The sequence below is a fragment of the Amycolatopsis sp. 2-15 genome, from assembly GCF_030285625.1.
Classification (GTDB): domain Bacteria; phylum Actinomycetota; class Actinomycetes; order Mycobacteriales; family Pseudonocardiaceae; genus Amycolatopsis; species Amycolatopsis carbonis.
The window spans coordinates 1,410,022-1,424,808 of sequence record NZ_CP127294.1; the positions used below are offsets into that span (position 1 = coordinate 1,410,022).

At 71.2% G+C, this 14,787-nt stretch carries 10 protein-coding genes; 5 read left to right on the forward strand and 5 right to left on the reverse strand.

The window, feature by feature from the left end:
- Positions 1–48 precede the first annotated feature (48 nt).
- Positions 49–1,194: a DegT/DnrJ/EryC1/StrS family aminotransferase gene (locus QRX50_RS07040; protein WP_285971149.1), complete on the reverse strand. Its 1,146-nt coding sequence runs from the start codon at positions 1,192–1,194 to the stop codon at positions 49–51.
- 135 nt (positions 1,195–1,329) lie between these two features.
- Here QRX50_RS07040 and QRX50_RS07045 point away from each other — a divergent pair, with 135 nt between their 5' ends.
- From QRX50_RS07045 to QRX50_RS07060, 4 genes are all read left to right on the forward strand, one after another.
- Positions 1,330–4,443: an AfsR/SARP family transcriptional regulator gene (locus tag QRX50_RS07045; RefSeq protein ID WP_285971150.1), complete on the forward strand. Its 3,114-nt coding sequence runs from the start codon at positions 1,330–1,332 to the stop codon at positions 4,441–4,443.
- Positions 4,444–4,754: 311 nt separating this feature from the next.
- Positions 4,755–6,284 carry an MFS transporter gene (locus QRX50_RS07050; protein ID WP_353074097.1) on the forward strand — a complete coding sequence of 510 codons (1,530 nt, stop codon included), beginning with the start codon at positions 4,755–4,757 and terminating at the stop codon, positions 6,282–6,284.
- Between the two features lie 136 nt (positions 6,285–6,420).
- Positions 6,421–7,605, forward strand: coding sequence for an L-2-hydroxyglutarate oxidase (gene lhgO, locus QRX50_RS07055; RefSeq protein ID WP_285971151.1), 1,185 nt, complete (start codon positions 6,421–6,423; stop codon positions 7,603–7,605).
- Between the two features lie 109 nt (positions 7,606–7,714).
- Positions 7,715–9,403, forward strand: a complete 1,689-nt coding sequence (locus tag QRX50_RS07060) for a hypothetical protein (protein WP_285971152.1) — start codon at positions 7,715–7,717, stop codon at positions 9,401–9,403.
- A gap of 22 nt (positions 9,404–9,425) precedes the next feature.
- Here QRX50_RS07060 and QRX50_RS07065 read toward each other — a convergent pair whose 3' ends face one another.
- A complete protein-coding gene (locus tag QRX50_RS07065; RefSeq protein WP_285971153.1) occupies positions 9,426–10,433 on the reverse strand; it encodes a DUF3558 family protein in 1,008 nt (335 codons plus the stop codon).
- 115 nt (positions 10,434–10,548) lie between these two features.
- On the reverse strand, positions 10,549–11,820 hold the full coding sequence (gene serS / locus QRX50_RS07070; RefSeq protein ID WP_285971154.1) for a serine--tRNA ligase: 1,272 nt from the start codon (positions 11,818–11,820) through the stop codon (positions 10,549–10,551).
- A gap of 166 nt (positions 11,821–11,986) precedes the next feature.
- On the opposite strand from serS, the gene QRX50_RS07075 reads away from it, so the two are divergent.
- The gene (locus tag QRX50_RS07075) at positions 11,987–13,279 is read left to right on the forward strand and encodes an aspartate aminotransferase family protein (RefSeq protein WP_285971155.1); all 1,293 of its coding nucleotides are present in this window, start codon (positions 11,987–11,989) and stop codon (positions 13,277–13,279) included.
- Positions 13,280–13,375: 96 nt separating this feature from the next.
- On the opposite strand, the gene QRX50_RS07080 is transcribed toward QRX50_RS07075, so the two are convergent.
- The gene (locus tag QRX50_RS07080) at positions 13,376–14,281 is read right to left on the reverse strand and encodes a haloalkane dehalogenase (RefSeq protein ID WP_285971156.1); all 906 of its coding nucleotides are present in this window, start codon (positions 14,279–14,281) and stop codon (positions 13,376–13,378) included.
- 38 nt (positions 14,282–14,319) lie between these two features.
- Complete coding sequence (locus tag QRX50_RS07085; protein ID WP_285971157.1) at positions 14,320–14,772, reverse strand: DUF350 domain-containing protein; 453 nt, start codon at positions 14,770–14,772, stop codon at positions 14,320–14,322.
- Between the last annotated feature and the right edge of the window lie 15 nt (positions 14,773–14,787).

Consider the following 14,787-nt stretch of genomic DNA (forward strand, 5'->3'; position numbering starts at 1 on the left):
GGTCTCTCCTCGGTCGGCGGTGTCTTCGGCGGTCACGGTCTTCGGGCTTCAGGCCAGGGCGTTGACGGCTTCGCGCACGGTCGTCACCACGCGGTCCACCTCGGCTTCGGTCAACTCCGCGTGCATCGGAATCGCCAGCTGCCGGCGGAACGCGTCAGCCGAGACGGGCAGCGGCTGCTGCTCGCCGTACACCGGCTGAAGGTGTGAAGCGTACGTCCCGAAGTTGCACTGCACGCCCTGTTCGCGAATGCGCAGCGCCAGCGCGTCGCGGCTGACCTCTGGCGCGACGGTGAGCAGGTAGGCCTGCCACGGGTGCTCACGGTCGGGCAGCTCGACGGGCGCGGTGAGCTGGTCGACGTCGGCGAAGGCCTCGTGGTAGCGCTTCGCCACGGAGCGGCGGGCGGCGAGCAGGTCGGGCAGCCGGTCGAGCTGCACGCCCATGATGGCGGCCTGGATGTCCGACAGGCGGAAGTTCCAGCCCAGCTCGTGGAACTCGGGGATCGGCAGCGTGCCCGAGCCCTCGCGGCTGATGGCCGGCTCGATGCCGTAGGTGTGCAGCTTGCGCGCGTGGGCGATGAGGTCTTCGCGGTTCGAGACGAGCGCGCCGCCCTCGCCCGCGGTGATGCCCTTGCGGCCGTGGAAGGAGAACGCGGCGAGGTCGGCGAGGCTGCCGGCCGGGCGCGTCTTGTAGGTGGCGCCGGACGAGCAGGCGGCGTCCTCGAACAGCCACAGGCCGTGCTTGTCAGCGATGGCGCGGTACTCGTCGAAGTCACCCGGCAGACCGGCGACGTCGACGGCGAGGATGCCGACCGTGCGCGGCGTGATCAGGGCTTCGATCGCGGCCGGGTCGGCGCTGAAAATGTCAGGCCGGATGTCGGCGAACACGGGCTTCGCGCCGGCCTGCAGCACGGCGTGGCCGGTGGCGGGGAACGTGTAGTCGCCGACGATGACCTCGTCGCCGGGCCGCACGCCCAGCACCTTGAGGCCGAGGAACAGCGCGGCGCCGCAGCTGCTGGTGGTCAGGGCGTGCGCGGTGCCCGTGACCTGAGCGAACCGTTCCTCGAAGCGGCGGCACGCGGGACCGGCGCCGGCGAGCCAGCCGGAGCGGAACACCTCGGCGACGGCCGCCAGCTCCTCCTCGCCGACCGTCGGCCGTCCGAGCAGCACCTGTTGGTCGGCCGGTTGTCCAGACATCCCCACTCCAGTTTGTTCCTCGCACCACCACACGTTGCGCTAGCTCGCCCCGAAGTGTAGAGACGCGCTCCGCCGAGCCGGGCGTGGGGACGAAACCTGCCGGTAACGGGCGGGCGGAGCGCCTAGTCTTGCCGCATGCGGATCGGGGTTCTGGGGACGGTCACGGCGTGGGACGCGGCGGGCGAGCCGGTCGTCGTGGGCGGTCCCCGGGTGCGGGCGCTGCTGGCGCAGCTCGCGCTGGAGGCGGGCCGGTTCGTGCCGGCGGAGCGGCTCATCGACGGCCTCTACGGCGAGGAACCGCCGGACGGCGCGGCCAACGCGCTGCAGTCACAGGTCTCGCGGCTGCGCAGCGCATTGAAGACGGTGGCGCCGGTGGAGTTCACGGGCGCGGGCTACCGGCTCGTGGTCGAACCCGACGAGGTCGACGTCCACCGGTTCGAGCGGCTGGCCGGCGACGGGCGGCGCGAGCTCGCGGCGGCCGACGCCACCCACGCGAGCGACCTGCTCGGCGAAGCGTTGGCGTTGTGGCGCGGGCCGGCCTTCGCCGACGTGACCGAAGCGCCCTTCGCCGCAACACAGGCAACCCGTCTCGACGAGCTGCACGCGGATGCGGCGAGCGACCGCGTCGACGCGGAGATCACGCTCGGCCGCGCCGCGGAGGTGCTCGACGAGCTGCGGGCGGCCGTCGTCGCCGCGCCCTTGCGGGAACGGTCGCGCACCCAGCTCGTGCGCGCGCTGCACGCGGCAGGCCGTTCGGCCGAGGCGTTGGCGGCGTTCGAGGACGCGCGCCGCACGCTGGCCGACGAGCTCGGCGCCGACCCCGGGCCCGAGCTGGCCGAGGCGCATCTGGCCGCGCTGCGCAGCGAGCCGGCGTCCGCGTCTTCGCCGTTGCCCGCGCAGCTGACCAGCTTCGTCGGCCGCGACGGTGAGCTGCGGCAGGTCGGCGAGCTGCTGCGGCGCGCGCGGCTGGTGACGTTGCTGGGGCCTGGTGGCACCGGGAAGACGCGGCTGGCCGTGGAGGTCGCGACGGCTCATGCCGGGTCGGCGGCGTTCGTGGAGTTGGCGCCGCACGTCGCGGACGACGTGGGGCAGGCCGTGCTGAGTGCGCTGGGGCTGCGTGAAGGTGCGTCGCCGCTGCGCGGTTCGGGGGTGCAGGACCCGGTGGAACGGCTGGTGTCGGCGCTGCGTGACCAATCGACGTTGCTGGTGCTGGACAACTGCGAGCACGTGGTCGACGCGGCCGCGCGGCTGCTCGCGCGCCTGCTGCCCGCGTGCCCCGGCCTGCGGGTGCTCGCGACGAGCCGGGAGCCGCTCGGCATCACCGGTGAGCAGCTGGCGCCCGTGCCGCGGCTCGCGGTGCCGCCGCCGGGCACGCCCGCGGCCGAGGCGCTGGGGTTCCCGGCCGTGCGGTTGTTCGCCGACCGCGCGGCCGCGAGCGACCCGGCGTTCCGCGTGGACGAGGACACGATCGGCGACGTCCAGCACATCTGCGCCGCGCTCGACGGCCTGCCGCTCGCGCTGGAGCTGGCGGCGGCGCGCGTGCGGACGCTGCCGGTCGGCGAGATCGCCGCGCGGCTGGACAACCGCTTCCACCTGCTCGCGCGGGGCAGCCGCACGGCGGAGACGCGGCACCGCTCGCTGCGTGGCGTCGTGGAGTGGAGCTGGGAGCTGCTGGACGACGACGAACGCCGCCTCGCGCGCCGGCTCACCGTGTTCTCCGGCGGGGCGACGCTGGCGGCGGCCGAGCTCGTCTGCGATGTGCCGGACACCGTCGACCTGTTGCCGGGCCTGGCGGACAAGTCACTGGTCGAGACCACGGGCGATCGTTACCGCATGCTGGAGACGATCCGCGCGTTCTGCGCGGAGAAGCTCGAGGGCGCGGGCGAAACGGCGCGGTTCATGTCGGCGCATGCTGCGGAGTTCCTGCGGCTGGCCGAGGAAGCCGACCCGTTGCTGCGCACCGCCGACCAGCTGCGCTGGCTCGACCGGCTCGACGCGGAGTACGACAACCTCGTCGCCGCGCTGCGGTGGTCGACGGACGCGGACCTGCCCACGGCGTTGCGGCTGACGGCCGCGCTGGCCACGTACTGGTGGATGCGCGGCCGGCGCTACGAGGGCGCGATGCTGTCGCTGGAGGTCGTGAAGCGCTGCGGCCCGGTTGCTCCCGAGGGGTACGAGGAGCAGTTCCTGATGTGCGTGCTCAACGCGATGTCCGGCGCCCCCGGCCACGACGCGACACTGCCGTACCAGTCCACAGTGGAGCATTACGCGCTCGATGTCGCCTGGGCACCAAGGCATCCGACGCTGAGCCTGCTGCTGGGCGTGGTGATCGGCCCGCCGGCCGACGAGGCGACGCTCTTCACCCGCAGCAGCATCATGGCCGGCGGCGACCCGTGGAGCAGCGCGCTCGTCCCCATGGGCACGGGCCTGCGCGCGATGCTCACCGGCGACCTCGACTTGGCCGAGACGAAGCTGCGCGAGGGCGAGTCCCGCTACCGCGCCCTCGGCGAACGCTGGGGCCTGTCGATGTCGCTCGACCACCTGTCGCAGCTGCTCACGTGGCGCGGCCACTGGGACGAGGCTATGGCCGCCATGACCGAGTCCATGGACCTCATGCAGCAACTCGGCGCCGCCGACGACTACGCCGACCTGCTCTGCCGCCGCGCCGACAGCCGCGCCCTCCGCGGCGACGTCGCGGTCGCCCGCGAGGACTACTCGCGCGTGATCTCGTTGGCTCGACGGTCAGGCATGCCGGAAACGCGCGCCTCGGGCTACGTCGGCTTGGCGGCCCTGGCACGCCGCAACGGGGACTTGGCGGACGCTCGAACTCTGGCCGAACGCGCCCTGGCGGAATGCACCAGCGGCTCCTTCTCGGTCGCCGCGGTCCGCGGTGCCGCGACCATCGCGCTGGGCTGGGTCTCCGTCGCATCGGGCAACGCTTCCGAAGCCCGCGCGCTCATGCGCGAAGCCGTGGAGGCGGCGCACCAGTGGCAGGACAGCACCGTGCTGGCCTCGGCCCTGGAGTGCGTCGCGGGCGCCGCGCTACTGGAGGACCACGCCGAGGAAGCCGCCATGCTGCTCGGCGCCGCCGTCGCCGCCCGCGGCACGGAGGTCGCGGGCCAACCGGACGTCGCCGAGGTCGCCGACCGCGCCCGCGCTCTGCTGGGCGCGGGCTACGACCGGTACTACGCCAACGGGCGGGAGCTGACGGTGCAGAAGGCATTGACGGCGGCGGGGATCGCTCCGTAGTCCACGTTCCGGAGTCCATGGCTTGGACCAGCCGCGGGTCACTCTCGGCGGGGCCGGCTGCACCACACCATCGCCTGGGACGAGCGAACGTTCCGAAACCTTCGGCCGGCTCTGGAAACAACAGCTTCTTCCGACGCCTCCGAGCCGGCGGGTCACCTGCGCGCGGAGAGTGGGCCTGGCGGTCGATCAGCAAGCAGCGACATCGCAACACCCCCACTGACCTGCACTGTCAGCCATCGTGCGTCGTTCGTGCGTAGGTCGTCAGCGGGGCCCGGGAGCGTGAGGGCCAGAGCGAACCACGGAGGCCCACCATGACCATGACCGACGCACCAACCACCCCGGACAGAGCCCTGACGCCGGCGCGCAAAGCTGCCATCATCGGCGTCTGCGTGCTCGTGCAGATCCTCACGGCCGTCGACATGACGGTGCTCCACCTGGCGATCCCGGCGTTGTCCGAGTCGCTGCGGCCGACGACTACGCAGGCGCTCTGGATCGCCGACGGGTACGGGTTCGCGCTGGCCGGGCTGCTCATCACGGCGGGCAACATCGGCGACCGCATCGGGCGCAAACGGCTGTTGCTGGCCGGCGCGGCCGTGTTCGGGCTGGTTTCGGTGGCCACGGCGTACGCGCCGAGTGCCGAGCTGCTCATCGTGTTGCGGATCCTGCTCGGGGCGAGCGCAGCGACGCTGATACCGTCGACGTTGTCGATCCTGCGCAACACTTTCACCGGCAAGGAGCGCACGGCGGCGATCGGCGTGTCGAGCGGGCTGACGATCCTCGGGTTCGGCCTCGGCCCGCTCATCGGCGGCGCACTGCTGAGCCACTTCTGGTGGGGTTCGGTGTTCCTGATCAACGTGCCCGTGGTCGTCGTGGTGATCGCGGTCGGGATCTTCGTGCTGCCGGAGTCGCGCAACCCCGTGCCCGGGCGGCTGGACGGCCTCAGTGTCGCGCTGTCGCTCGTGGGCATCCTCGGCGTGGTCTACACCATCAAGGAGATCGCGTACGAGGGCCTGAACCATTGGGACGTCTACGCGGCGGCGGTCCTCGGCGCCGGCAGCCTGCTCGCGTTCGTGCTGCGCCAGCCGCGGCTGGCCGAGCCGCTGATGGACCTGCGGCTGTTCCGCAACCGCGCCTTCTCCGCGACGGTCGTGACCACCGTGCTCGCCATGTTCGCGCAGCTGGCCGTGAGCGTGATCTCCACGCAGTACTTCCAGCTCGTCAACGGGTGGTCGCCCCTGAAGTCGGGCCTGGCGGGCCTGCCGGGCATGGGCGGCGCGCTGATCGGCGGCACGCTCGGCGCCGTGCTGATCAAGTCGCTCGGCCGCGCCGGCACGGTCACGCTCGGCTGCCTGTCGTCGGCGATCGGGTTCGTGCTCTACAGCCGCACAGACGTCGGCACCGCGTATGCGTACCTCGTGGTGACGATGGTGGTCTTCGGCATCGGGCTCGCGCTGATCCTCACCGTCGCGACGGACACCGTGCTCGGCGTGGTCCCGAAGCACCGCGCCGGCGCCGCGTCGGCCGTCTCCGAGACGGCCACGGAGCTCGGCGGCGCGCTCGGCATCGCGGTGCTCGGCAGCGTGCTCGGCTCGCTGTACCGCCAGGGCCTGCCCGCGGACGTCCCGGCGCCGGCCCGCGAGACGCTGGCCGGCGCCGCGCAGGTGTCCGCGCAGCTCCCGGCCGGTCCCGGCGCGCAGCTGCTGCACACCGCGCAGCACGCGTTCATCGGTGGCCTGCAGGTGACGATGCTCGGCGCCGCGGGCCTGATGGTGCTGGTCGCGGGCGTGGCGTGGTTCGCGCTGCGCGGGGTGCCGAAGGTGCTCGAAGATCCGGCCGAGTGACCGCGCTCCGGTCCGCGGTGGGCGGAAGTCCACTTCGGACCGGAGTTCGTCAACAAGTCACCTGATCCGTGAAAAACCGCACTTCAGACCACTTGGGCTACGCAACCGACGCCGAGGTCGCGTAGCCTTTCCGTCCGTGCGCAACGTGGTGGTGATCGGTGGCGGAATCGTCGGCCTGGCCGTGGCCTGGGAGCTGTCGCAGCGGGGGCAGGACGTCACGGTGCTCGAGAAGGAGAGCCGCTGGGCGGCACACCAGACGGGGCACAACTCCAACGTGGTCCACGCCGGCCTCTACTACAAACCGGGCTCGTTCAAGGCGCGGATGTCCGTGGCCGGCAATCGGTCCATTGTGGACTTCGCCCGACAGTACGGCGTGCCTGTGGAGGTGTGCGGGAAGCTCGTGGTGGCCACGAGCGACGCGGAGCTGCCGGCCCTGAACATCCTCGCCGAGCGCGCCGAGGCCAACGGCGTGCCGGCCAAGAAGGTCACCCCCGCCGAGGCGCGCGAGTACGAGCCCGAGGTGGCGTGCGTCGGCGCGCTGCGCGTGGAGTCCACGGGCATCATCGACTTCCCGGCCGTCTGCGCCGCGCTCGTGCGCCTGCTCGACGAGGCCGACGCGGACCTGCGGCTCGACACCGAGGTCCTCGGCATCCGCCCCGGCGCCCACGGTGGTGTGGAAGTCGCCACCGGCACGGAGGTCATCCAGGCCGACGCGCTCGTGAACTGCGCCGGCCTGCAGTCCGACCGCGTGGCCGAGCTGGCCGGCGTCACCCCGAGCGCGCGCATCGTGCCCTTCCGCGGCGAGTACTACGAGCTCAAGCCCGAGCGCCGCCACCTCGTGCGCGGCCTCATCTACCCCGTGCCCGACCCGACGCTGCCGTTCCTCGGCGTGCACCTCACGCGGATGCTCGACGGCAGTGTGCACGCCGGCCCCAACGCCGTGCTCGCGCTGCGCCGCGAGGGCTACCGCTGGGCCGACGTTTCCGTGAAGGACCTCGCCGACGTCGCCCGCTTCCCCGGCGCGTGGCGGCTGGCGCGCAAGTACGCGTACCCGACGGGGCTGGAAGAAGTGCTGCGCTCGTTCTCGAAGAAGCGCTTCGCCGCGAGCCTCGCCCGGCTGGTGCCCGCCGTGGCGGACGACGACATCGTCCGCCACGGCTCCGGCGTGCGGGCCCAGGCGCTGCGTCCCGACGGCTCGCTCGTCGACGACTTCCTCATCGAGACCGCGCGCGACCAGGTCCACGTGCTCAACGCACCGAGCCCCGCGGCGACGAGCGCGCTGGAGATCGCGAAGCACATCGCCGATCAAGTAGCCGCCTGAGCTGCGCAAACAAGTTCGCGAAAAATTTCTGGGATTTCCGTGAACCGTCCAGGCCGGCGTTCCGTGTGTTGGCCGCACGCGGAAGATCACGCTGGAGGTCCCGGACGCCATGAACCAGAACGCCTCGCACTTCGGTGAGCCGGCCACGACGTTCCTGAAGCCGCACAGCGGCCAGGGCCCCGTGGACCTGGGCCGGGTGGTTCAGGCGGTCGCTCGCCCCGGTGCGCCCCGGCCGCTGCGGGTCGACGTGGCCGGTGGTGGCCCGGTCGGGCTGATCTTCGCGTGCACGCTGCGGTCGATGCTGGGCGACAAGGTCAAGATCCGCGTGTTCGACCGCCGCTGGATGCGGCGCGACGGCCGGATCGCCTGGCAGGGCACAGCGGAGGGCAACAACCGCCGCGAGCAGGTCGTCACGCTGCAGAGCAACGTGTGGGGCCAGCTGCCGATGCTCGTGCGGCGCCGCCTGTTCACCCCCGGCAACTACTCGGAGATGTGGCCGCTCGGCCCCGACTCCCCCACGCACCGCGGCCGCCCGCGCAACATCAAGGTCCGCTGGATCGAAGACTGCCTGCTGGAGATGGCGCAGGACTTCTACGGCATCGAGCTCGTCCCCGAGCCGTACGCGCAGCCGAAGTCCTGGGACGGCCTCGACGTGCTCGCCATCTGCGACGGCGCCCGGTCGAAGACGCGTGAGGACCTGAAGGAGGCCTTCGGCCCGTCGAGCCGCGACCTCTACTCCGTGGGCGGCACGCCGCTCGACGAGACCGTGCTCGGCATCCGCATCAAGGGGAAGGTGCCCGACGAGCACACCGTGCCGCTCACCGTGTGCCAGAACCGCTTCCTGTTCAACTCCCTCGGCGGCGGCTTCATCAACATGCGCCTCACCGCCGAGGAGGCCTCGGAAGTCCTGGCCTACGGCGAAAACGGCCCTGTGCCGTGCATCGGCAAGTTCGGCTGCACCATGCGCCCGGACGGCGACAAGTTCGTGTGCGACCGCCACCGCTCGGTGTTCAAGCCGTCGGTGGACAAGCTGTCGTTCCTGTGGCCGCGCATCGCCGACGGGGTCAAGTTCTTCGGTGCGACGATGGGCGACATCGTGGGCATCACGTCGTTCAAGCTGGGCATGCAGCAGAACCCGAAGTTCACCGCGCAGCTCGCGCCCTCCACGTACGCGTTCCTGCTCGGCGACGCCGCCAACTCGCTGCACTTCTGGCCGGGCCGCGGCCTCAACACCGGCGTGAAGAGCGTGCAGTCGCTCGCCGCGAACCTCGCGTCCCGCTGGGCCGGGCGGGCGTTCCGCGCCGCCGACTTCGCCCCGCACGAGGGCCTGATGCAGCAGCTGCAGTACCGCGAGAAGTCGCGCGCCTGGACGACGATGCTGATCCCCGACGAGAACGGCCTGCCGCGCGGGATCGAGGACCGCATCCGCGCCGGCCTCACCAGCAAGGAAGACCGCCAGGCGCTGGCCGACACGCTGTACAAGCGGCTGCTGGCCGTGAAGTCCCGGCTGGAGGGCCGCATGGGCGCGTTGGCCGACGACGCTTGGTACCGCTCGCGCATCAACTCGCTCGACGTGAAGACGCTGGGCGTGATGGTCGAGTCCGGCGCCTGGATCACCCGCGAGATCGGCGGCGACGAAGTGGCGGTGAACATCGAGGTGGCGCCGGCCGACACCAACGCCTCGGAGCCGACGCGCCGCGCCCCGTCGCCCCAGCGCCCGGCCCGCCCCGCGTCGCGCAACATCCCGGTGGCGCGCACCGGCCCGGCCGGGCCGCGCCGCCCGGCCGGTGTGTCCTGACGCGACAGTCCACTAACGATGGTCAGTCCGGGAGGTTCCCCGACACCAGGGGAACTCCCGCCTTGACGGCGTCGCACGCCTTCGAGGGGTCGTCGAGATAACCCGACACGATCTGGATCGACGACGTCGGCGTGACGGCCAACCCGGCTCCGCAGTTGACGCCGCCGGAGTCGTTGAAGTTGCCGAAGATCGACCAGTGGTGACCGTCGGCCTCGATGGTCGAGACCGGCGGCACGTCCATGCCCGGCCACTGCGTCATCGGCAGGTCGGGGCCGAGCCACACCTCGAAGGCCTTCTGGCCGCGATCGCCGTCGGTGTCGTCCCACAGGCAGAACACCGCGTTGGGCACAACGCTGGAGTTCTGCTTCTCACCCTGCGGCGCCACGTGCAGCGACGCGGCTTGGTCGGGCTTCAGCAGCGTGCACGGGTCCAGGCCCACCAGCGGCCCGCTCGGCGGCGCCGCACTGCTCGGAGCCGTCGGCGTGATCTGCGGCGCGGGCTGCCCACCCGGCAGGTGCGCGGCAACCTGCGGCACCGCCTGCTTCGCCGCGTCGCACGCCTTGGTCTCGTCCGGGTTGGACACGCTCACGAACGCGTAGGACTTCGGGCCGAGCGTGGTGTAGAGGTCGCAGCTGCCGGGGATGAACGAGCCGTAGCGCGTCCACTGGAACCCGCCGGACGCGAAGGGCGGGGCCTTCACCACGGCGCCCTGGAGGTAGTCGTCCAGCGACTGGTCCACCGCCCAGCCGACGGTGAGGATGGTCAACGCCGCGCTGTCGTCCTTGCTGCTCCACAGGCACATCGCGGGCGTGCGCAGCTTCTCGCTCGCCGCCTGCCCCTTCCCGGGCCCGCGGTAGCCCAGCGCGTCGGCCTGCTGCTGGTCGACCAGCGAACACGCGTCCACGACCTGCTGCACGGGCCCCTGCCCGGGCACCGGCTCCGCGACGCCCCCGACCCGCACCGTGCACCCGGCCACCACCGCGGCCACTCCGGCCCCGGCCACGGCCGCCCGGACTCCCCTGAACCCCATCGGCGTTTCCTCCTCGCGCCCGAACCCTAGCGGGCGCACCGGGCTCGCACCGGCTATCCGCGGAAACGGCAGCGGCCGGGACCCCACAGGGCCCCGGCCGCGTAAAACACTCCGATCAGCGCTTCTTCATAGGCTCCAGCACCTCGCGCCCGCCGACGAAGGGACGCAGGGCCTCGGGCACGCGCACCGAGCCGTCGGCCTGCTGGTGGTTCTCCACGATCGCGACGATCCAGCGCGTGGTGGCCAGCGTGCCGTTGAGGGTGGCGGCGATCTGGGGCTTGCCGTTGTCGTCGCGGTAGCGCACGGACAGGCGGCGGGCCTGGAAGGTGGTGCAGTTGGAGGTGGACGTCAGCTCTCGGTAGGTCTCCTGCGTGGGCACCCAGGCCTCGCAGTCGAACTTGCGGTGGGCGGACGTGCCGAGGTCGCCCGTGGCCGTGTCGATGACGCGGTAGGGCACCTCGATCTTGGCGAGCATCTGCTCTTCCCAGCCGAGCAGGCGCTGGTGTTCGGCCTCGGCCTCGGCGGGCGTCGTGTAGACGAACATCTCGACCTTGTCGAACTGGTGCACGCGGATGATGCCGCGGGTGTCCTTGCCGTACGAGCCGGCCTCGCGGCGGTAGCACGACGACCAGCCGGCGTAGCGGCGCGCGCCGTCGCCGAGCTCGAGGATCTCGTCGGCGTGGAAGCCGGCGAGGGGGACCTCGGAGGTGCCGACGAGGTACAGGTCGTCGTCGCGCAGGCGGTAGACCTCGGAGTCGTGGGCGCCGAGGAAACCGGTGCCGGCCATGATCTCCGGGCGCACCAGCGAGGGCGTGATCATCGGCGTGAAGCCGTTTTCGAGCGCCTGCGCGATGGCCATGTTGAGCAGCCCGAGCTGCAACTGCGCGCCGACACCGCTGAGGAAGTAGAACCGCGAGCCCGACACCTTGACGCCGCGCTCCATGTCGACGGCGCCGAGGCCCTCCATGAGGTCCAGGTGGTCGCGCGGCTCGAAGTCGAACTTCGTGGGCTCGCCGACGGTCTTGAGCACGGTGAAGTCGTCTTCGCCGCCGACGGGCGCGTCGGGGTGCACCAGGTTCGGCACGGTGCGGAAGAGCTGGTCGAACTCCTCCGATGCCTCCGTCTGCTCGACTTCGGCGGCCTTGACCTGGGCGGACAGCTCCTTTGCGCGCGTGAGCAGCGAAGCCTTCTCGTCGGGGGCGGCCTTCGGGACGAGCTTGCTCACGGACTTCTGCTCGGCCCGCAGCTTGTCGGCGTTGGCGATCGCGGAGCGGCGGCGGGAGTCGAAGCCGAGCAGCTTGTCGACCACTCCTTCGTCCTCACCACGGGCACGCTGCGACGCGCGCACGGCTTCCGGGTCTTCGCGCAGAGTCCTGGGGTCAATCACGGAAGAAAGGGTAGTCGCAGGCCGGGCCGCCGCTCGACGCGGTTTCGGGTTGGCCGTCCACGGACAAACTGTGCGGCCCTCGTCCGAGGACGGAGCAGTCTGATCGTTGTCGCCCGTTTCCGGCGCTGCCCATACTCCGAAGAGGCCGAGACGGATGGAGAACGACATGACCGACGAGCTGCTCGCCCGGCACCGAGCGGTGTTGCCGTCCTGGATGGCGCTGTTCTACGACGAGCCGATCGAGATCGTCCACGCGCAGGACCGGCGCGTGACCGACTCCAGCGGCCGCACGTACCTCGACTTCTTCGCCGGCGTGCTCACCAACTCCATGGGCTACGACGTCGCCGAGATCAGCGACGCCGTGCGCAAGCAGCTCGACACCGGCGTGCTGCACACGTCCACGCTGTACCTGATCCGTTCGCAGGTGGAGCTCGCCGAGCGGATCGCCGCGCTGTCGGGCATCCCGGACGCGAAGGTCTTCTTCACCAACTCCGGCAGCGAAGCCAACGACACCGCGCTGATGCTCGCCACGCAGTACCGCGGCAGCAACCAGGTCCTGGCGATGCGCAACTCGTACCACGGCCGGTCCTTCGGCACGATCGCCATCACGGGCAACCGCGGGTGGTCCGCGTCGTCGCTTTCGCCGGTGAAGGTCAACTACGTACACGGCGGCTACCGCTACCGCAGCCCGTTCCGCGACCTGTCGGACGCGGCCTACATCGACGCCTGCGTGGCCGACCTCGTCGACATCCTCGAGACGGCCACCTCCGGCGACGTCGCCTGCCTGGTCGCCGAGCCGATCCAGGGCGTCGGCGGCTTCTCGCTGCCGCCGGACGGCCTGTTCAAGGCCATGAAGGAGGTGCTGGATTCCTACGGCATCCTGTTCGTCTCCGACGAAGTCCAGACGGGCTGGGGCCGCACGGGCTCGCACTTCTGGGGCATCCAGTCCCACGACGTCGTGCCCGACCTCATGACCTTCGCGAAGGGCCTCGGCAACGGCCTGGCCATCGGCGGCGTCGTCGGCCGCGGCGACGTCGTGGACGCCATCAACGCCCAGTCCATCTCGACGTTCGGCGGCAACCCCGTCGCCATGGCCGGCGCGACGGCGGTACTGGACTACATCAAGGACCACGACCTGCAGGCCAACTGCGCCGCTCGAGGTTCGCAGCTGCTCTCCGGCCTGCGCGCCGCTTCGAACCCGTTGATCGGCGAGGTCCGCGGCAAGGGCCTGATGGTCGGCATCGAACTCGTCGAGCCCGGCACCACCACCCCGCACCCGGCGGCCGCCAAGCAGATGCTGGAGGAAACCCGCGCCCGCGGCGTCCTCATCGGCAAGGGCGGGCTGCACAACAACGTCCTCCGCCTGGGCCCCCCGATGACCCTCACGGAAGCCGAGGCGCAGGAGGGCCTGGACATCCTGGTGGACGCACTGGCGGCCACCCACGCCGCTCTCTCCTGACCCAAGCGCCCCAATGTGGCGTTCGTTGCGCTCAACGCACCGAACGCCGCATTGGGTGCGCTCAACGCAACCAACGCCACATTGGGGTGCTCCGTCTCAGCCGCGCACGAACCTCGCCACCTGCTCCGCCAGCTCCTCACCCGCGTCTTCCTGCAGAAAATGCCCCGCCCCGGCGATCACCGGATGCGTCCGGCCGGCCGCGCCCGGCATGGTTCGCTGCAGGATCGGCCCCATCGCCCCCGTGATCGGGTCGCCGTCGGAGAAGGCGACCAGGAACGGCAGGTCCAGCGAAGACAACGTCTTCCACGCGGCCCGGTTGGCGTCCGAAGCCGGGTTGTCCGGCCGATACGGAACCAGCCCCGGCATGGCCCGCGGCCCGGCCTTGTACATCTCGTTCGGGAACGGCGCGTCATACGCCGCGCGAACCTCGGCGGGCAGCACCGACCGGCAGCCCGACTGGATGAAGCGCCCGATGTCCAGCACCTGCGCGTTCTCCACCGCGGCCCGGAACTGGTGCCACACCTCAGGCATGTCCTGATCACCCGTCGGCAGCCCGGTGTTCGCCGCGACCACGCCGGCGAACCGCGAAGGGTTCTCCGCCACCAGCCGCAGCCCGATCAGGCCGCCCCAGTCCTGGCCGACCAACGTGACACCGGACAGCCCCAACGCGTCGAAGGCGAACCCCCGCATCCACGACACGTGCCGCGCATACGTGTGGTCCACGATGTCGCCCGGCTTGTCCGATCGGCCGAACCCCACAAGATCCGGCGCGATCGCGCGCAGGCCCGCCGCGGCGAGAACCGGCAGCATCTTGCGGTACAGGTACGACCAGCTGGGCTCGCCGTGCAGGAGCAGCACGGGTGGTCCGTCGGCGGGGCCGGCCTCGACGTACCCGACTCTGATCAGGCCACCGTCGGGGTCGGCGAGCTCCGCGTACCGCGGCTCGTAGGGGAACTCGGGCAGGTCCGCGAACCGGTCTTCCGGCGTCCTGAGCAGTCGCACGGTTCCACGCTAGTAGGAACCGGACCGCAAAGCAGTACTCAGGAAATACCGACCGCCACCACGAGGCCAAGACCGATGTGCGCCGCGGCGACGACGATGCTCGCCGGCGCGAACTTCTCGCTCTCGATCGTGGAGCCGACGTCGATGCGGGTGGCCCACTCGAGCAGCCGCACGGCGATCACCTGCACGATGATGCCGAGCAGGCCGTAGACCAGCGACGTGATCAGGCCCTCGGTGAGGTCGCTGGCCGAGTTGAAGATCGCGACGACCACGATGAACGCCATCGACAGCAGCCCGGACGCGGTCACGATCACCGCGTTGGGCAGGCCGCGGTGCACGAGCTGCGAGAGCTTGCCCGGGGTCGTCCAGTCGATCGCCCAGAAGCCGGCGAACATCAGCAGGAGGCCGACGACGCCGTACAACAGGATCGCACCGACTCCGCGCAGGAGGTCGGAGCCGAACGTGTCGGACAGCGCAAGGGTCGTGGTCACAGGGGTCTCCCAGAA